The sequence below is a fragment of the Vulcaniibacterium tengchongense genome (genome assembly GCF_003814555.1).
Lineage (GTDB): Bacteria > Pseudomonadota > Gammaproteobacteria > Xanthomonadales > Xanthomonadaceae > Vulcaniibacterium > Vulcaniibacterium tengchongense.
In genome coordinates this window covers 955,104-974,117 of the sequence record NZ_RKQN01000001.1, presented here as the reverse complement: position 1 = coordinate 974,117, position 19,014 = coordinate 955,104, and the positions used below count along the sequence as shown (strand labels likewise).

General features: G+C 73.6%; 11 protein-coding genes and 2 pseudogenes. 8 read left to right on the top strand and 5 right to left on the bottom strand.

Annotation, left to right across the window (positions count from 1 at the left end):
- Nucleotides 1–17: 17 nt before the first annotated feature.
- A complete protein-coding gene (locus EDC50_RS04300) occupies nucleotides 18–422 on the bottom strand; it encodes a heavy metal-responsive transcriptional regulator (RefSeq protein WP_123769205.1) in 405 nt (134 codons plus the stop codon).
- A gap of 199 nt (nucleotides 423–621) precedes the next feature.
- Here EDC50_RS04300 and crcB point away from each other — a divergent pair, with 199 nt between their 5' ends.
- From crcB to EDC50_RS04265, 8 genes and pseudogenes are all read left to right on the top strand, one after another.
- Nucleotides 622–1,023 carry a fluoride efflux transporter CrcB gene (gene crcB, locus EDC50_RS04295; RefSeq protein WP_242002988.1) on the top strand — a complete coding sequence of 134 codons (402 nt, stop codon included), beginning with the start codon at nucleotides 622–624 and terminating at the stop codon, nucleotides 1,021–1,023.
- Nucleotides 1,020–1,343 (top strand): DUF190 domain-containing protein, encoded by a 324-nt coding sequence (locus tag EDC50_RS04290; protein WP_123769204.1) that lies wholly within the window; start codon nucleotides 1,020–1,022, stop codon nucleotides 1,341–1,343. Before crcB ends, EDC50_RS04290 begins: the two co-directional genes overlap by 4 nt.
- Nucleotides 1,344–1,409: 66 nt before the next feature.
- Complete coding sequence (locus EDC50_RS04285; protein WP_123769203.1) at nucleotides 1,410–2,258, top strand: universal stress protein; 849 nt, start codon at nucleotides 1,410–1,412, stop codon at nucleotides 2,256–2,258.
- Between the two features lie 271 nt (nucleotides 2,259–2,529).
- On the top strand, nucleotides 2,530–4,857 hold the full coding sequence (locus EDC50_RS04280; protein WP_158635677.1) for a winged helix-turn-helix domain-containing protein: 2,328 nt from the start codon (nucleotides 2,530–2,532) through the stop codon (nucleotides 4,855–4,857).
- A gap of 140 nt (nucleotides 4,858–4,997) precedes the next feature.
- Nucleotides 4,998–8,483, top strand: a pseudogene (locus EDC50_RS04275) (hypothetical protein); the annotation flags it as partial.
- A gap of 255 nt (nucleotides 8,484–8,738) precedes the next feature.
- Nucleotides 8,739–9,506, top strand: a pseudogene (locus EDC50_RS16860) (YadA family autotransporter adhesin); the annotation flags it as partial.
- A gap of 105 nt (nucleotides 9,507–9,611) precedes the next feature.
- Nucleotides 9,612–11,474 (top strand): S8 family peptidase, encoded by a 1,863-nt coding sequence (locus EDC50_RS04270; RefSeq protein ID WP_123769200.1) that lies wholly within the window; start codon nucleotides 9,612–9,614, stop codon nucleotides 11,472–11,474.
- 638 nt (nucleotides 11,475–12,112) lie between these two features.
- Nucleotides 12,113–12,562 carry a hypothetical protein gene (locus EDC50_RS04265; RefSeq protein WP_123769199.1) on the top strand — a complete coding sequence of 150 codons (450 nt, stop codon included), beginning with the start codon at nucleotides 12,113–12,115 and terminating at the stop codon, nucleotides 12,560–12,562.
- Nucleotides 12,563–12,768: 206 nt separating this feature from the next.
- On the opposite strand, the gene EDC50_RS04260 is transcribed toward EDC50_RS04265, so the two are convergent.
- The 4 genes from EDC50_RS04260 to EDC50_RS04245 all read right to left on the bottom strand — a co-directional run bounded on the left by EDC50_RS04260 (nucleotide 12,769) and on the right by EDC50_RS04245 (nucleotide 18,527).
- Nucleotides 12,769–13,182: a DUF4124 domain-containing protein gene (locus tag EDC50_RS04260; RefSeq protein WP_158635676.1), complete on the bottom strand. Its 414-nt coding sequence runs from the start codon at nucleotides 13,180–13,182 to the stop codon at nucleotides 12,769–12,771.
- Nucleotides 13,183–13,407: 225 nt separating this feature from the next.
- Nucleotides 13,408–14,907 (bottom strand): asparagine synthase-related protein, encoded by a 1,500-nt coding sequence (locus tag EDC50_RS04255; protein ID WP_123769197.1) that lies wholly within the window; start codon nucleotides 14,905–14,907, stop codon nucleotides 13,408–13,410.
- Nucleotides 14,908–15,007: 100 nt separating this feature from the next.
- Nucleotides 15,008–16,519 (bottom strand): tyrosinase family protein, encoded by a 1,512-nt coding sequence (locus EDC50_RS04250; protein WP_123769196.1) that lies wholly within the window; start codon nucleotides 16,517–16,519, stop codon nucleotides 15,008–15,010.
- Between the two features lie 577 nt (nucleotides 16,520–17,096).
- Nucleotides 17,097–18,527 (bottom strand): sugar porter family MFS transporter, encoded by a 1,431-nt coding sequence (locus tag EDC50_RS04245; RefSeq protein ID WP_123769195.1) that lies wholly within the window; start codon nucleotides 18,525–18,527, stop codon nucleotides 17,097–17,099.
- Between the last annotated feature and the right edge of the window lie 487 nt (nucleotides 18,528–19,014).

Here is a 19,014-nt window from a genome sequence, read left to right as displayed (position 1 = left end):
GCCGGGCCCGTGCATGCTCATGCCGCGTCCTCCTCGCCGGCGAGCGCGGCCAGGATCGGGCAGCGCTGCAGTTCGCCATGGCCGGGGCAGGCGTCGACGAGTGCGCGCAGGCCGTCGCGGATCCGCGCCAGTTCGGCCAGCTTGCGTTCGACGTCGGCGAGCTTCTCGCTGGCCGCGGCCTTGAGCGCGGCCATGTCGCCGTCGCGGCGGCCGGACAGCGCCAGCAGCTCCTGGATCTCGTTCAGGGTGAAGCCGAGCGCCTTGGCCCGGCGCAGGAAGCGCAGGCGCGCGAGGTCCTGCTCGTCGTAGCGGCGGTAGCCGGAGGCTTGCCGCGGCGCCGGCGGCAGCACGCCCTGGCGTTCGTAGTAGCGCACGGTGTCGATCGAAACGCCGGCGCGTTTGGCGAGTTGGCCGATCTGCATGGGAGGGGATCCGTGTGGACTGCGGCAAGTCTCCCCCCTGGAGCTTGGTCCAGAGTCAAGCTTCGACAAGGGCGCGGGCGCAGCCGGGCAGGGGCGAACAGGCGGACGCTGGCGCCGCGCGGCGGCGGCCGATCCGCGTGCGTTGCCCGATCCGCGCGCGGCCGCGGCAAAATGCCCACGGGCCTTCGGAGTCGCACGCGTGGACGCTTTCTCGGCCTTGGCCGTATTCGCCGGCGCCGGCCTCGGCGCGCTGCTGCGCTGGGCGCTCGGCCTGGCGTTGAACCCGCTGGTTCCGGCGCTGCCGCTCGGAACGCTGGCGGCGAACGTATTGGGCGGTTTGCTGATGGGGTGCGCGCTGGGCGTGTTCGACCAGTTCCAGAGCCTGCCGCCGGCCGCGCGCCTGGCGGTGACCACCGGCTTTCTCGGCGGCCTGACCACGTTCTCGACGTTCTCGGCCGAATCGGTCGCGCTGTTGCTGCGCGGCGACTACCGCTGGGCCGGGCTGCACCTGCTGGCGCACGTGGGCGCGTCGCTGCTGGCCGCCCTGGCCGGGCTGGCCGCGACCCGCGCGCTGCTCCGCCTGGTCGGGGGCGCGCCATGAACGGCGTCCAGTTGCGGCTTTACACCTACGAGAACCGCCGCCACCGCGGCGTGCCGGTGTACGAATGGCTGCTGGAACGCGCGCGCGAACTGGGCGTCCCCGGCGGCTCGGCGTTTCGCGCGGTGGCCGGGTTCGGCCGCCACGGCAAGCTGCGCGAGCAGCGCTTCTTCGAGCTGGCCGGCGAAGTGCCGGTGCTGGTGGAGTTCATCGTCGATGCGGAGCAGGCGCAGCGCCTGCTCGACCTGCTCGCCGCCGAGGGCCTGCGCCTGTTCTACGCGCGCGCGCCGGTCGAGTACGGCGTGGTCGGCGAACCCGGCTGACGGCATCAGGCGGGCTTTACGCGCGGGGTGGTGAACTAGGCGCGGCGGCGACCGAGGAGGCGAGCCATGATCCGCGACCTGCTGGTCCCAGTCACCCGCACCGCCGGCGACGCCAACGCGCTGGACACGGCGCTGGCATTGGCCGGTGACGCCGGCGCGCGCCTGACCGTGGCCGATGCGTTCGCGCTGCCGGGGCCGGCGCCCGGCCCCTGGGGGCTGACCGTCGAGACCGCCTTGGGCCAGGTCTACGCCGACGTGCGCGCCGACGCCGCGCGCCGCGCCGAGGGGCTGCGCGAGCGCCTTCGCCGGCAAGCCGTGCCGTTCGAGGTGCGGCTGGTGGAATCGCTGTTCCTGGAGCCGCAGTACGCGCTGGTGCCGCTGGCCCGCTGCGCCGACATCGCCGTGCTGACCGGCGCCGACGAGCCGGGCGAGGCGGCGGTGATCCGCGGCTATTTCGGCGCGCTGCTGCTGGACTCGGGCCGGCCGGTGCTGGTGGTGCCGCCGCGCGCGGCGCCGCAGAGCGGCTGGCGCCACGCGGTGGTCGCCTGGCGCCCGGCGCGCGAGGCGGCGCGGGCCGCGCACGATGCGCTGCCGTTGCTGCGGCGGGCGGAGACCGTCGACCTGCTGGAGATCCGCGACGACCAGGCCGCGGCCTTGGAACCGGAGGCCGAGGTCCATGCCGACGCCGATCTCGCCGCCCACCTGGGCCGGCACGGCCTGCGCGTCCGCAGCGTGGTGCGGCCGCGCGGCGGCGAGACGGTCGGCGCCGCGATCCTCGGCCACTGCCGCGAATCCGACGCCGACCTGCTGGTCAGCGGCGGCTACGGCCATTCGCGCCTGCGCGAATGGGCGTGGGGCGGGGTGACGCGGGACCTGCTCGAGTTCGCCCATCTGCCGGTGCTGTTCTCGCATTGAACGGCGCCGCCGGCGCATGGCGCATCCGGGCAGCGGCCTTCGCGGAGGGAGCGAGCCGCGGTCGCGGACCTTGCCCGAGTCTGCCGTTTCCCCAGGCGCCTTCTGGCGCCGCGGAAATCCGACGTAGAATCGACCGGCAGGGCATCACCCATCACGAGATGACGTCGTTGGCCGCACCCGTCCCCTTCCGTAACGAATGCAGGCGCGCCGGGCCGCGCGGGGACGATCCCGACCACCGGGCAAGGAGCCGAAGACCGCGCCCCGCCCGGACATGAAGCACGTCCGTTACCGCTTCGGCGCCTACAGCCTCGACCTCGCCAAGCGCGAACTGCAGCGGGACGGCCAGCCCGTGGCCTTGCCGGCGCGGGTGTTCGAATGCCTGACCTACCTGATCGAGCATCGCGACCGTGCGGTGCACCGCGACCAATTGGTGCAAGCGGTGTTCGGCCGCGCCGACGTCTCGGATGCGCAGATGGGGCAGATCGTGCTGCGCGCGCGCCGCACCATCGGCGACGACGGCCAGGAACAGCGCGCGATCCGCACGATCCCGCGCTACGGCTTCTCCTGGGTGGCGCCGGTGACGGTGGAGGACGCGGACGAACCGGCCGCCCCGGAAACGCCCTCGTTCCGCGCGGCCGAGACCCCGGCCGAGGCGCCTGCGGTGGCGAGCGCGATGCCCGCCGCACCGGCCCCACGCGCGTCGCGGCGTTTCCCGCCATGGTTGCTGCTGGCGGTGGGCCTGGCCGGGTTGCTGGCCGGCTCGCTGGCCTGGACCCTGGCGCGCATTTCCGCCCCGGGCGAGGCCGCGGGCGAAAACTACATGGTGCTGCCGGTGCAGGCGCACGGCCCCGGCGACATCGCCTGGGCGCGGCTGGGGCTGATGGAATTGATCGCCGACCGCCTGCGCCGCGCCGGGTTGCCGGTGCTGTCGAGCGAGGCCACCCTCAGTTCGCTCGCGCGGCAGGACGCCCTGACCGCACGCGTGCGGCAGCCGCCCGGCCAGGTCACCGGCTGGGCGACGTACGCGCAGGGGCAGTGGCAGGTGAGCCTAGAGGTGCTGGACCGGGAACGCCTGGCGCGCCGCGGCGAAGCCCGGCACGCGAATCTGGTCGACGCCGCGCGGCTGGCGACCGACCGGCTGCTGGCGGCGCTCGGCCGGGAGCTCCCCGCGGGCGGCAGCGAACCGCCGGGGCTGGCCGAACGCCTGCTGCGCGCGCAGTCGGCGATGCTCGCCAACGAACTCGACACCGCCCGCCGCATCCTCAGCGAAGCGCCGGAGCTGCAGCGCAACCAGCCGCAACTGCGTTACCGCCTGGCGCAGGTGGACTTCCGCGCCGGCGAGTTCGCCCGCGGGCTCGCCGCGGTCGACGCGCTGCTCGCCGACCCGCGCAGCCGCCAGGACCCGCTGTTCCACGGCCGCCTGCTCAATGCGCGCGGGGCGATGCTGGTGCGCCTGAACCGCTTCGCCGACGCCGAGCGCAGCTTCGACGAGGCGGTGCGGCGGCTGCAGGGCAGCCCCTACGCCAGCGAGTGGGGGCACGCCTTGAACGGCCGCGCCATCACCCACACCGCCCAAGGGCGCTTCGACCGGGCGCTGATCGACCTGGGCCTGGCGCGCATGCACCTGCTGCGCGCCGGCGACCGCCTGGCCGTGGCGCGGGTCGATGCCAACCTCGGCAACGTCGAGATGGATCGGGATCGCCCCGCGGCCGCGCTCGGCTACTTCCGCGCCGCGGCCGAGGACTTCGAGAGGCTGGGCGCGGTCAACGAGCTGGCCGGCGCGCGGTCGATGCTGGTCGGCGCGCAGTTGCTCCTGCTCGAGAACCAGGCCGCGCTGGCCGAGAGCGAACGCCTCTACGCCCTGCGCGAACGCCTGCGCGACCCGGCGGCGCGCACCCGCGCCGTCCTCGGCCACGCCGAGGCGCTGATCGCCGTGGGCCGGCTGCGCGAGGCGCGCGACCTGTTGCTGGCCCCGGAGGCCGCGCAGCCGGTGCCGGGGGAGGGGCGGCGTCGCGAGTTCCTGCTGATGCAACTGGCCTGGAGCGGGGGCGACGCCCGGTCCGCCGCGCTGCTGGCCGAGCACGCGCTGCAAGGCTGGCCGGCCGAGGAGGCGCCGCAGCTGCGGGCCTGGACCCGGTTGCGCTGGCTGCAGGCGGCGCTGGCCGCGGACCTGCCGCGGCCGCCCGCCCAGGCCGCCGGCGACACCCTGCCGGACCTGCTGGCTCGGGCGCTCGGGCACGGGGCGCATGCCGTCGCCGCGGCCGACCGCGACTTCCGCACCGCCCTGGCCCGCGCCGAGCAGAGCGGGGTGCCGGCGGACATCGCCGAGGCCGTCGCCGCCTATGCCTTGTGGCTGCTGCAGGCCGGGCGCGCGGACGAAGCCGGGGCGCTGGTCGGCCGGGTGGCGCCCTGGGCGGAACGCGACTTCCCCCTGGCGTTGCTGCAATTGCGCCTGCTGCGACAGACCGGGCAGGGCGGGGGAGCGGCCTGGCGGGCCGCGCTCGAGCAGGTGCGACGGCTCGCGGGGGAGCGGGCGATCCCCGCCGACCTCGCCCTGGAAGGCATCGCCAGCGCCGCAACGGCGCACGCAAGCCGTTGACGCCAAAGCGCAATACGACCGTAGCGAAGTCGTAACGAACCAGGAATGCGGCCGCGGGCCGGACGTGGAACAACCGTCCTCACCCGAGGCGGCGGCGCCGTGCCTCCGCCCCGACCCATTTTCCTGGAGAGCGCTCCGAGATGAACCGTACGCCGCTGTACGCCGCGTTGCTGCTGCTGTTGTCCGCGCCCGCCGTCGCCGGCACCGCCGAACCGCGCGACGACGCCCCCATGCATGCCGCCGCGGACGCGGACCCCGCCTGCCTGGAACCGGCCGCGCCGGACGCCGACTGCCCACCGGGCGCGGACGCGACGCCCGCGGCGGGCACCCAAGCGGCCGAGGGCTCCCGCTACGTACAGGCCGACGGCGCCGGCGACGGCAGCGACGACGCGGTCGCCAGCGGGGCGTACGCGGTCGCGGTCGGCGCCGCGAGCCGGGCCGAAGGCGAGGACGCGGTGGCCGTCGGTGCGCGGAGCGCCGCCGCCCAATTCGGCGCGATCGCGATCGGCGCGCAGGCCGCGACCGCCGGCGAGTACGCGCTGGCGCTCGGCCGCGCCGCGCACGCCGACGCGCTCGGCGGCGTGGCGGTCGGCGCCGGGGCAGGGGCCGGCGGCCCGTCGGCGGTGGCGATCGGCGGCCAGTACAACACCTTCGCCGGCTGGGCCCGGACCGAGGCCAGCGGCGGCCATGCGGTCGCCGTGGGCGCGGGCGCCAAAGGCGCGGGCGACTTCGCCACCGCGGTCGGGCCGGATGCACAGGCCGGCGGCGAGAACGCCAGCGCGTTCGGCGCCGGCGCGTCCGCCAGCGGCCGGGCCGGCACCGCGTTGGGCCTGATCGCGGTCGCCGACGACGAGGCCGCGACCGCGCTCGGCGCCGCCAGCGCGGCGGTGGGCGTCCTCAGCAGCGCGATCGGCAGCAACAGCTACGCCGATGGCGAGGGCGGCCTCGCCGTCGGCGCCTATGCCGCGGCGGTGCAGACCGGCGCCACCGCCCTCGGTTCCGGCAGCGAAGCGAGCGGCTGGTTCGCCACCGCGCTCGGCGGCAACAGCGCGGCCACGGCCGAGCACAGCGTCGCGATCGGTTCATACTCGGTCGCCGACCGCGCCAACACCGTCTCGGTCGGCGCGCCCGGCAACGAACGCCCGATCGCCAACGTCGCCGACGGAAGCGAGGCCACCGACGCGGTCAACCTGCGCCAGTTGCAGGCGGCGACCGAGGACACGCGCTTCCTCGCCGCCAGCGGGGCCGCCGACGGCGGCGGCGGCGAGGCGGGGGTGGACGGCGAGTACGCGACCGCGCTGGGCGAGTCGGCCTTCGCCGGCAACCTCGGCGCCAGCGCCTTCGGCAGCGGCGCGTTCGCGCTCGGCCGGTACGCCACGGCCGGCGGCTTCAACGCCACCGCCTCGGGCGACTGGAGCGCCGCCTACGGCGTCGGCAGCGAGGCCTCCGGGCAGAGCGCCACCGCGATCGGCGGACAGATGACGGTGTTCGACTGGGAGACGCAGGAGGAGCAGACCTGGTCGACCATCGCCTCCGGCCAGGAGAGCACCGCGATCGGCGTGGCCGCGGCCGCGACCGAATACGGCGCGGTGGCGATCGGCGCCGTCGCCGCCGCCTCCGCCGACGGCGCGATCGCGATCGGCGCGACCAGCCGCGCCTCCGCCTACCGCAGCGTCGCGATGGGCGTGCAGGCGCACGCCGACGGCGACCGCAGCGTGGCGATCGGCACCAAGGCGCAGGCCGATGCGGCGCGCAGCGTGGTCCTCGGCGCGGACGCGGTCGCCTACGCCGAGGCGAACACCGTGGTCGGGCAATGGGCCGGCACCGACGGGCTCGACAGCAGCGCGTTCGGCCGCCAGGCCAAGGCGCGCGTGCAGGGCGGCACCGCGCTCGGCGCGCAGACCGACGTGCTGGCCGGCAACGCCGTCGCGCTCGGCGCGTACTCCGTCGCCGACCGCGCCGACAGCGTGTCGGTCGGCAGCGCCCATACCGTGTACGACAGCGCCGGCAACGAGATCGCGCCGTTCCAGCGCCAGATCACCAACGTCGCCGCCGGCACTGAAGACTACGACGCGGTCAACGTCGCCCAGCTGCGCAAGGCCACCGGCAGCGTGCGCTATCTGGACGCGCGCGGCGACGCCGACAACGACCAGGAGGCGCTGGCCGACGCCGACTTCGCCACCGCGGCCGGCTCCGGCGCGACGGCGCTGGGCCAGGCCGCCAGCGCCTTCGGCAGCGGCGCGTTCGCGCTCGGCGAATACGCCACGGCGGCCGGCTTCAATGCCGTCGCCTCGGGCAGCTACGACGCCGCCTACGGCAGCGGCAGCGAGGCCTCCGGCGGCAGCGCCACCGCCGTGGGCGGCTACGCCCTGATCTGGGACGGCCACACCGGCGAACAGATCATGCAGCAGACGCTGGCCGCCGGCACCGAGAGCACCGCGATCGGCGCCGGCGCGCAAGCGCTGGAGTACGCCGCGATCGCGGTCGGCAGCTCGGCTTACGCCGGCGGCGAAATGGCCACCGCGCTCGGCGGCAGCGCGATCGGCAAGAGCAGCGTCGCGCTCGGCCGCAACAGCCGCGCGGCTGACTACGCCACGGCCGTCGGCTTCGGCAGCTCGGCCTCGGAGAACAACGCCATCGCGGTGGGCGTCGGCAGCCAGGCGCAGGGCCAGGTGTCGGTGAGCATCGGCGCGTCCTCGTTCGCCACCGGCGAAGGCAGCGTGGCGATCGGCAACTTGGCGGTGAGCCACGGCCGGTTCGCGACCGCGCTGGGCATCGGCGCCTGGGCCTCGGGCGCCAACAGCGTCGCGCTCGGCGCATCGTCCGACGCCGAGCGCGACAACACGGTCTCGGTCGGCTCGACCGCGCGCGGATTGAGCCGGCAGATCACCAATGTCGCCGCCGGCACCGAGGACACCGACGCGGTCAATCTCGCACAGCTGAAGGAAGTCGCCGACTCGGCCGCCGGCGCCAACCGCTACTTCAAGGCGGACGGCGCGGACGGCGACGAGGCGCAGATCGCCGGCGACTACGCCGTGGCCGCCGGCGCGCGCAGCCGCGCGCAGGGCGCGGGCGCGACCGCGATGGGCGGCAACGCGCTGGCGGACGGCGAATACGCCACCGCGACCGGCTACGGCAGCAGCGCCACCGCGGACGGCAGCGCGGCCTTCGGCGCCGGCAGCCGTGCTTCGGCGATCGGCGCGGGCGCGTTCGGCGACGCCGCGCGCGCCTCGGCGACGAACGCCACCGCGCTCGGCGCCGGCAGCATCGCCGGCGCCGCCAACAGCGTCGCGTTGGGCGCGGGTTCGGTGGCCGATCGCGCCAATGCGGTGTCGGTCGGGTCCGAGGGGCGCGAACGCCAGATCGCGAACGTCGCCGCCGGCACCGCCGACACCGACGCGGTGAACGTCCGGCAGCTGCGCGAGGCCGGCCTGGTCGACGAGAACGGCCACGCGCTGCGCGCGGTCAGCTACGACGACGCCGGCCAGGACAGCGTCACCTTCGCCGGCGACGGCGCCGCGCTGCACAACGTCAACGCCGGCGCGGTTGCCGCCGACAGCAAGGATGCGGTCAACGGCGCGCAGCTGTTCGCCGCCCGGCGCGAGGTCGCCGCGCTGTTCGGCGGCGGCGCCGCGGTGGACGCGTCGGGCGGCCTGGTCGCGCCGAACTACCGGGTGCTCGGCGATGCCTACGGCAGCGTCGGCGATGCGCTGGCCGCGCTGGACCGCGGCTGGTCCGCCCTCGACAGCCGCCTGGCTTGGCTCGAGGACGCACAGGGGCCGAACAATCCGCCGGGAAGCGGCACCGGGCACGGCGGCTACGTCGCCGTGGACGGCAATGGCGACGGCAGCGACGACGCCCAGGTCGGCGCCGGCTCGGGCGCGGTCGCGGTCGGCGCCGGCGCCGCCGCGAACGGGACCGATGGCGTGGCGGTCGGTCGTGGCACGCTCGCCGCCGGCCCCGGCGACACCGCGATCGGCGGCAACGCCCGCGTCCACGCCGACGGCAGCACCGCGGTCGGCGCCAACAGCCACATCGCCGCGGGCGCGACGAATGCGGTCGCGGTGGGCGAGGGCAGCACCGTGCAGGCCGCGTCCGGCACCGCGCTGGGGCAGGGCGCGCGCGTGGCCGGAAACGCCACCGGCGCCGTGGCGCTGGGGCAGGGCTCCGTAGCCGATCGCGCCGACACCGTGTCGGTCGGCTCCGCCGGGCGCGAGCGGCAGATCGCCAACGTCGCCGCCGGCACCCAGGACACCGATGCGGCCAACGTGCGCCAGGTCAACGAGGGCGACGCGCGCACGCTGAGCCAGTCCAAGGCCTACACCGACGCCCGCTTCAACGAGGCGCTGGCCGCGCCGATGGCGGCGGTGGACGAATTGCGCGACCTGGTCGGGCGCCGCTTCGACGAGCAGGACCGCCGCATCGACCGCCTCGGCGCGATGAACGCCGCGATGCTCAACATGGCCACCAGCGCCGCCGGCGTGCGCACCGCCAATCGCGTCGGCGTCGGCGTGGGTTTCTCCGGCAGCGAACAGGCGCTGTCGGTCGGCTACCAGCGCGCTTTCAGCGATCGCGCCACTTTGACGATCGGTGGCGCCTTCAGCAGCGACGACAGCTCGGCCGGCGTCGGCCTGGGCTTCGGCTGGTAGTCCGCCGCTCCGGCCAGGGACGGCCTTCTTTTTCCCGCTTTCCCTTTTCGCCACCCCTCGAGCCGCATCGCTTCCGGCGCAACGCGGCCGCTTCCGGAGAGTCCCATGCGCAAGTCCGCTTTTTCCGCTCCGCGCCGACGCCTGCTGTGCGGCGCCCTGTTCCTGGCCCTGGCGGCGCCGGCCGCGTTCGCCGTACAACCCGCGCCGCGCCCGATGATGGGCGCGCCGGCCAAGGCCGCGCAGGACGGCGGCGCCGATCGGCTGATCGTCCGCTACCGCGCCGCCACGCTGCGCGCCGACCGCCGCGCCGCGGCGAGCGCCGCGCAGGGCGCGGTGCAGGCCGCGCTGGGCCGCATCGGCATCGCCACGCCGCATTCGGCCGGCGTGCGCCACCTGCGCCGCACCGCCAGCGGCGGCGAGGTGGTCCGCCTGCCGCGCCGGCTCGACCGCGCCGAAACCGCGGCGCTGGTCCGCGCGTTGAAGAGCGATCCGGCGATCGCGTACGTCGCCCCGGACCGGCGCATGCAGCACACCGGCCTGCCGGCGCCGCGCGGGGCCGGGGCCGCCGCGCCGAGGCTGGCGCCGGACGACCCGTACTACGCGAACTACCAGTGGCATCTGCACCATCCCACCGGCGGCATCGGCGCGCCCTCGGCCTGGAACGCGGCGACGGGCGAGGGCGTGGTGGTGGCGGTGCTCGACACCGGCATCGTCGAGCACGACGATCTGAACGCCAACGTCCTCGAAGGCTACGACTTCATCACCGACCCGTTCGTATCGCGCCGCGATACCGCCGAGCGCGTGCCCGGCGCCCACGATTACGGCGACTGGAACGACGATCCGGCGCAATGCGGCGTGCGCCCCAGCAGCTTCCACGGCACCCACGTCGCCGGCACCGTCGCCGAGCTGACCGGCAACGGCCTGGGCATGGCCGGCGTCGCGCACGGCGCCAAGGTGCTGCCGGTGCGCGTGCTCGGCCGCTGCGGCGGCTACGAGTCCGACATCGCCGACGCGATCGTCTGGGCTTCGGGCGGCACGGTCGAAGGCGTGCCGGCCAACCCGGATCCGGCCGAAGTGATCAACCTGAGCCTCGGCGGCGCCGGCGTGTGCACGGCCGACTCGGAGTTCCAGCGCGCGATCGACCAGGCCGTGGCCAACGGCGCCACCGTGGTGGTCGCCGCCGGCAACGACAACGCCGACGCCTCGCAGTTCAGCCCGGCCGGCTGCGCCCACGTGGTCGCGGTCGGCGCCACCCGCTACAACGGCGGCAAGGCCGGCTATTCGAGCTACGGCCGCGTGGTCGACCTGTCCGCGCCGGGCGGCGGCGGCGCGATGGACGGCGCGCCGAACGGCTACGTCTGGCAGGCGATCAACGACAGCCAGACCGCGCCCGAACTCGGCGAGCAGACCTACGGCGGCATGTCCGGGACTTCGATGGCCGCGCCGCACGTCGCCGGCGTCGCGGCGCTGGTGCAGAGCATCGCGGAAACGCCGCTGACGCCGGCGCAGATGGAAGCGCTGCTGAAGGACACGGCGCGGCCGTTCCCCGCGTCGATCCCGTCGTCGACGCCGCTCGGCACCGGCATCCTCGACGCCTACGCCGCACTGGCCGCGGTGGCGCCGCCGTGCGAAGGCGAGGGCTGCGAACCGCCGATCGAAGCGACGCCGATCGCCAACCGTTCGCCGGTGACCGCCCTGGCCGGCGCCGCCGGCAGCGAACAGCTGTTCTCGCTGGACGTACCCGCCGGCGTAGGCAGCCTGACGATCCTGACCTACGGCGGTTCAGGCGACGTCACGCTGCTGGTCAGCCACGCCGCCGAACCCACGTCCGCCGTCGCCGACTACCGCTCGGCACGCCCCGGCAACAACGAGACCGTCCGCATCGCCGCACCGCGCGCCGGCACGTATTACATCAAGCTGGTCGGCGCGACCCGGTTCGAACGCGTCACCCTGGAAGCGCGGCACTGACGGGCCCAAGGCGCGCTCGTCCGGGGCGCGCCGTCGCCGGATAGCCGCGACCCGCCGGCGCGAGGCGGGGCAAGCCCACTCGCGACTGTCATACCCCTGGTTCGATCTGGATGCCTTGCGAAGCCGCCGCGGTGGATTACACCTCGTGATTCGGCGGCCAGCGAAGATCACGCCCGAAGCGTTCTGAGCCGTCAATGTAATCAGCGCAAAAGAACCCGGCGAAGCCTGGCTTTTGACGGCAGCACATGCTGGGGACACGCGTTGGTGTAGCGGCAGCGTGCCGGCATAGCGACTCCATTATCGTATTTACATAATATGTATTATGCGAAATGGGCAATCGGCGCGGCGGTCGCGGCATGGGCGTTGCAACATGCCCTGTCCCGTTCGACAGGAGGTCACCGTGACGCCCCGCCCGCCGTGCTGGCCTGAAGGCAAGCCCTGTCCCAACGCCTGCGCCCGACAACACTACCAGCGCACCGTGTACAACCACACGCCGCTCCACGGACCGTGGAGCGGCTGGCGCATGGCCGGTGCTCGGCTCATCTCGCCGCACGGCGATTGGATCGCGCCGTACCTGCTGGACCGATGGCTCTGGCGGCATGCACGGATGTCGAGCGCTAGCGATCCACGACCAGGTCGTGTCGCAGCGGCTTTCGCGCGACGGCGGCGCGACCTGGAGCGCGAAGTCCATCCTGATCAAGGAGCCCGGCGGCGGCAAGTTGCGCCCCGGCATGCCGGTGATGTCGCGCATGCGCGACGGCCGCTACCTGCTCGTGTTCGAAATCTACGGCGACGATCCGCAATGCCCCGTCTCGATGAAGCTCGGACGATGGCATCACGTGGCCCGAAGGCCTCGGCACGCCGCTCGCGGAACAACGCTGCGGCCCGCACCTCGCGACGACCGCGCGCGGCACCGTGTTCGTCACTTCATGCCTGAACGAGGTCGCCCTCAGCGACGACAATGCGGCGACTTGGCAGCGGGTGGCGCAACCGGCGTGGCCGTTCGGCTTCCGCCATTCGTGGTCCGCGGTGTACCCGTTTGGCCCGATGAGATCGGCGTGGTCAACGGGGTGCCGGCGGTGGCGTGAAGATCCGTTTCGGACGTTCTGAAGCACCGCTCCCCACTCGTACAGACCTGGGATACGCGACACCCAGCGCCGAAGCCGGGACCCGGACCACCCACCGTGGGCTGGGCCGCCTATCGCCTACCCCGGGTCTCTGGAATGATGCTGCAGTTCCCCCGAGGCTGGATCAATCGCGGCGGTAACCCGGCATCAGGCGACAGCTGCCCGCGCTAGCGACACGCCTCCCGTACTCGCTCGTCGAGGCGGCTGAGCAGGTCGAAGTCGCGGCGCAGGCCGGCGCGGGCGATCGCGCGTTCGCGCTGGCGCTTGGCGGCATCGCAGCGGACGCCGCCGCCATCGATGGCGATCAGGTGGGCCTGGGCACCGCCTCTCGCGCGCTTCGTGCGAGGCTGGTGCGATCGCGGCCGCGGGTCCGCCACCCGGGGCCGATGGGTTTCGCCCGCGGCCGCCAGCGTCGGCTGCGGTTCCGCGGGCACATCCCAGGACTTGACGTGCCGTTGCGACGCCGCGCACGGGCTGTTCTGGTAGCTCGCCACGCCGTCGCGGCCGACGCACTTGTGCACCTGCTGCGCCGAGGCGAGACCGCACGCGAACATCGCAAGCCAGGCGATTCCCTGCTTCATCCGGCCCTCCAGGTCCGTGTCCGGGGGCAGCCTAGCGGCGCGGCGCGGCATGGGCGATCGGATGTTGCCTCGCCGGTTTGTCAGGATCCTGGACGCCCGCTCTCGCATGCGCGCCCCTCGGCGTCATCGCGCGCCGCCGGGCTTGGCCATGACTCGGCCGTTCTCACGCGACCCCGCTCCTCGCCGGTGCCTGGCGTCCTAGGCCGCGATTCCCCGTCCGGCGGCTCAGGCCGGGACCCCTTGCGCGCCCTCCTCCGCCAATCGCGGCGGATTCGCTTCCCGCGCCGACTCCGGCACCATGCGGCAACCGCGCGCATGCCGGTCCACCCACGGCAGGGTCACGGCGAGCAGGTAGAACTTCGAGGCGTCGTACTTGTTGTCCAGGCGCTTGCGATGCCGCGCCAGCCATGCGGGCGCGCCCGGCAGGACGTCGCGCACGCGCTCGGCGTAGGCGTACACCTGGTCGTAGCGCTGCCGCGCCAGGCCGCGCAGGTCGAAGCGGAAGCTGCCCTTCTTCGCCAGCACGTAGGGCAGGCGCGGGAAGCGGCGCGCGATGTGCTCGCGCACCAGCACCTTGTTGATGCCGCGACGGGCGTCCATGCGTTGCTCGGGCGGCACCTCGCGGGTGATCCAGTGCCACAGGCGCGGGTCGCAGTAGGGATAGGCCACGCGCAGCGACAGCGCCGCGGCGGTATACAGGCCTTTGGCCATGCCGCCCGGGCAGGCCATGATGTCGAGCGTGATCGACAGTTGTTCGGTCAGGCCGCCTGCCGCGGCCATCGCCGGCGCGAAGCGCGCCAGTCGCGCCCGCGACTGCTGCGCCACGCAGCGGCCGAACAGCGCGTCCACTTCCGTGTCGCTGAAGCGCGAGCCGGGGAAGCCGCGCTCGTACGGGTGCATGCGCAGCGTCGCGAGCAGATAGCTCAGCTCGAAGCTGCGGCCGAGCCAAGGCGCGTCGTCGACGAAGCGCGGCAGGCGCACGCCGCGCGCGAGCAGGCGCAGCATGCGCTTGTGCCAGGTGGGCGGCACGCCGAGGTACACGTCCGAGCCGAGGCCATCGAGGACGCCGTCGCCCCCCTGGCGGACGATCTCGGTGGCGAGGTCCGCATAGGACAGCAAGGCGAAGTCCGCCGTCAGCAACGGCATCCGCGGCAGCAGCGCGAGATAGCGGTCGTAGGCGCGGCCCGGGTCGCAGACCAGCGCCTCGTGGCGCAGCCCGAGCCCCTGCGCGACTTGCCTCGCCGAGGCGACCTCGTCCTCCTCCAGCCCGCCGAGGTAGGTGACGCACACCGTATCCGGGCGCGCTTCGCTGGCCGCGATCGCCAGCGAGGTCGAATCCTTGCCGCCGCTCTGCAGCAGCCAAGGCGAGGCCATGCGCTCGCTGGCCGCGGCCACGGCATCCCGCAGCAGGCGGTGGTATTCGCCGGCCCAGTCCCGCGCCGGCGCCTGCGGTGCCCGCCCGGAGCCGGACGGTGCCGGACGCGGCATGCTCTGCGCGAACAGCGGCCTGTAGACCGGGTCGCCGAACATGTCCTGCGCCGGGTCGAAGCCGCAGCTGACCAGGCGAACGTTCTCGTAGATGGAGAACGGCGGGTAGACGAAGCCGTTGCGCAACAGATCGGCCAGCGACACCGCGTCGAGCCGCCCGCATGCGCCGGCGTCGGCCAGCCTCGAGAAGTCCGGCTCGCCGTAGAAGGGGGAAGCGACTAGTTGTATGCGGTTCAAATCTCGGCTCGTCTTCGCAGTCGTTGCGTGGGGCGGTGCGGCCCGCCTTCCCTGCCCGCTCGCGTCATGCGGGCGGAGAAAGACGCGGTTCTCGTTCCCTCTATTGCCAGACCAGTTCGACCGTGCCGACCAGCGGCTTCGCGCCGGGCGCCGGTTTCCCGCCGGGCACGAAGGTCACCGCCAGCGGGGTGCCGAGGCCGAGCGCGCCGCTGCGCGCCAGCCGGCGCAGCAATGCGGTCACGTCGAAGCTGTAGAAGTTCTCGCCGAGCGCATCGCCCAAGGCGCCGCCGCCGTGGTCGTGGAACTCGGCGTCGAAGAAATTGATGTTGCCGACGTAGGTCTTCGGCCCGAGCTGTCCGCTGCGGCCCGGCGTCAGATACAGGTGGTACAACACCTCCGGCTGCTTCCACGCATGCAGGCCGCGCACCACGAGGTAGCTGCGCCGCGCGCCCGTCGGGTCCAGGCCCGCGGCCGCCGCACGCAGCGTCGACGCGACCGCCGCCAGCGGCGACAGCGCGACGCGCACCGGCGCGGCGCCGAGCTCGGCCGAAGCGATGGCGCGCGCGATCACCTCGGCCACGGCGCCGACCGGCGCGGCCAGCTGCGCCAGCAGCGCGCGGGCCTGCGCCGGCGGCAGCGCGGTTTCGGTGCCGTCCGGCGCCACCCATTTGTCGTAGGTATAGCCGAGCGCGTCGATGTCGAAGAAGTCCTTCAGCCGCCCGGTCACGCGCTGGCCCTTGCCGTCCACGAACGCGAACTCGCGCGTCAGCCAGGTGCCGGTGGTCGGGTTTGGACCGCCGTTGCGGTTCCAGCTCGCCCACAACCGGTCGATGTTGACGTGATGCACCCAGAACAGCGGATCGTTGGCGGCGTACGGCACCGCGCCCATGTTGCGGCCGTTGCCGACCAGCACGTGGATGCGGCTGTGGATGCCCGAGTCGATCGAACGGCAGAAGCCCGGCACGCTGTTGACGGTGTTGTAGTTCGTGCAGGCCATCGCCGGGGCGACGTCCATCGCGTCGCCGGGCTGGTTCATGTGGATCGGCTGGCCCGCGTTCGCCAGGCTGGTGCGCTCGGCGCGGTACAGCGAGCCGAACAGCGGGTCGCCGGACATGCGGAACGGCGCCGGCACGACGCCGCGCTGCGCCGGGTCGTACGAGGTGTAGTTCCAGTACGGCAGGGTGAAGTCCGCGCGCCCCGAGACCTCGCGCACGATCTGCTCGAAGAAGAACACGAACATCCGGTGCCAGGGCAGGAAGTGCGCCGCGTTCTGCCCCGCGTGCGACTGGCAGGTGTTCCAGGTCTCGCTGGCCAGCGCCCCCAGGGGCGTCGTGGCGGAACCGAAGATGCGCGCGATCTCGTCGGCCTTGGTGGTCGCGCCGTTGACGAAATGGGTGTACCACTGCCAGGTCCAGCCCAGCGGATCGGCTTCGCCGCGCAACCGCATCCGGCCCACCGCGTCGGCGAAGATCCCGAGCATCGCCTGCCCGGCGGGACTGGCCAGGTCGTAGCGCACCCGCGGCACCTCGGCGCGCGCGTTGCGCGCCACCCACAGTGCCAACGGCATCGCCGCGACGCCGCGCAGGAAACGACGACGGGACAACGACGTCATACCGACAGCCTCCGTGTTCTTATTCTTCTGACTTCTTGTTCTTCTTCGACTGCGGGCATCCACGCCCCGCCACCGTGGGCGAGAAGGTCCTTGCGGCGGAAAGCGCGACCGCGTCGCGCCCGCCGTCAATGGACGTTCACACCCGAAAACCGGCGCGCCTAGAAAAACGCGAAGTGCGTCACGATGAAGTCAAATTCGGCCCCGCGTCCGACGAGCGCGCCAGATTCAGCATGCTGACTGCGACGGCGCGAGGCCGAGGCATGGCGATCAAGGCCGCGCGGACCGCTACGGCCGGCCGCTGCCAAACGAGGCCGAGCACGACGCGATGTGCGTGGACGATGGCGCCACGCCTGGCGAATGCCGGCATCGCACGCGGAACGAACACAGGCGGCCTCGGGCGTGGCGGCCGGTTCCAGCGATCGCTGCGCCAGCCGGGGCCGGCATCGGTCCATGCCAGGCGGCGACGGCGAAAAGGAAGGCGCGCGGCCTTCCCCAAGGGCGGCCGCGGCCACGTGCCACGGGGACACGCGGCCGGGCAGGCCGAGGACGGGAGCGTTCCCGTCCCGCAGCCCTCGGCTCAGCCCTGCATCTGCTCCAGCTCCTTGCCCTTGGTCTCGTGCACGTAGCGCAGCACGAAGAACACCGACACCGCCGCGGCCAGGGTGTAGAAGCCGTAGGCGCCGGCCAGGCCGATGCTGGCGAGCAGGATCGGGAACGTCATGGTGATGGCGAAGTTCGAAGTCCACTGCGCCGCACCGGCCACCGCCAGCGCCGAGCCGCGGATCTGGTTCGGGAACATCTCGCCCAGCATCACCCACATCACCGGGCCCCAGGACGCGTTGAAGAAGATCACGTAGACGTTGGCCGCGACCAGCGCGAGCACGCCCATCTGGTCGGACAGCGCGAGCTTGCCGGTCGCATCGAGGCTGGCGCTGGCGAAGGCCCAGGTCACCAGGGCCAGGCTCACCGCCATGCCCGCCGAGCCGATCCACAGCAGCGGCTTGCGGCCGACGCGGTCGATCAGCAGCACGGTGACCAGGCAGGCGCCGATGCTCAGGCCGCCGGACAGCACGTTGATCAGCAACGCGTCGTTCTCGGAGAAGCCCACGGCCTGCCACAGCACCGCGCCGTAGTAGAACACCACGTTGATGCCGACCAGCTGCTGGAACGTGGCCAGTCCGATGCCCACCCACACGATCGGGCGCAGCCTGCCGGTGGCCCTGTTGATCAGGTCGGACAGGCGCGGCCGGTGGTGGTGCCGCGACAGCGAGGCGTCGATCTCGGCCAGCTTGGTCCGCGCCTCGGCCGCGCCGTACAGCCGGGTGAGCACGCGCAGCGCGTCGTCCTTGCGCCCCTTCACCACGAGGTAGCGCGGGCTTTCCGGGATGAACAACAGCAGCAGCAGGAACAGCGCGGACGGGAACGCCTGCATCCAGAACATCCACCGCCACGCGGCGTGGCCCAGCCACAGCGATTCGGTGGACGCGCCCGCCGCCTTGGCCAGCAGGTAGTTGCTGAGGAAGGCACTGAACAGGCCGCTGATGATGGCGATCTGCTGCACCGTCGCCAGCCGGCCGCGGTACCGCGCCGAAGCCACTTCGGCGATGTAGGCAGGCGACATCACGCTGGCCGCGCCCACCGCGAAGCCGCCGAGCATGCGCGCGACGATGAAGAGCAGCGAGGTGTTCGCCATGCCCGCGCCGATCGCCGAGAGCAGGAACAGCACCGCCGAGACGATCAGCACCGTGCGCCGGCCCCACAGGTCGGCCAACCGCCCTGCGAAGAACGCGCCGATCGCGCAGCCCAGCAGCATCGAGGCGACCTCGAAGCCGGTGCCGGCGGAGCTGGACTGGAACGTCTGCTTGAGGCCGTCGACGGTGCCGTTGATGACGCCGCTGTCGAACCCGAACAGGAAGCCGCCGATGGTGGCGACGCAACTGATCAGGATGATGAGGCGGGTGTTCTCTCCGCCGGCCGCGACGTCCCGCGGCATGGATACGCTGCTCATGGAAACACCTTGCTCCCGTGTGGTTGGTGCCATGCGGACCGGCCGTACCGCATCGGCGGATCGACTACTGCGCGAGTGAAAAGCCGCGGCATCGCCCCGCGGCGCGTGGATCCTCGGACCGGAGCGCCGCCGCGGGCTCCTGCACCGCGCCTGCAGCGGGTCGCGCCGAGCGCGAGCGAAGACCGATGCCGCCCGTCGCGTCCCGGCACAGCCGAGGCCAGGCGGTGCGTCGAAGCCCGTCCGCTGCTCGAATCGCTCGCCACCCTGCCCTCCCACCGAACCGCCGGCACCGCCGATCTTGCCGGCTTCCGACAGCGCTGTCATTGCGCACCCGCAGCACGCCGCGGGCGCGGGCGGGCGGCGGCCGGCGGGGCCCGGGCCGGGCACGCTCCGGGTCGGCGCAGCGCACGCCGCCCGGGCGGCCGTGCCGCGCACCGGAATCCGCGGCCGCTACGCACGTCGGCGCGCGAACCCGTCCCGCCCGTGC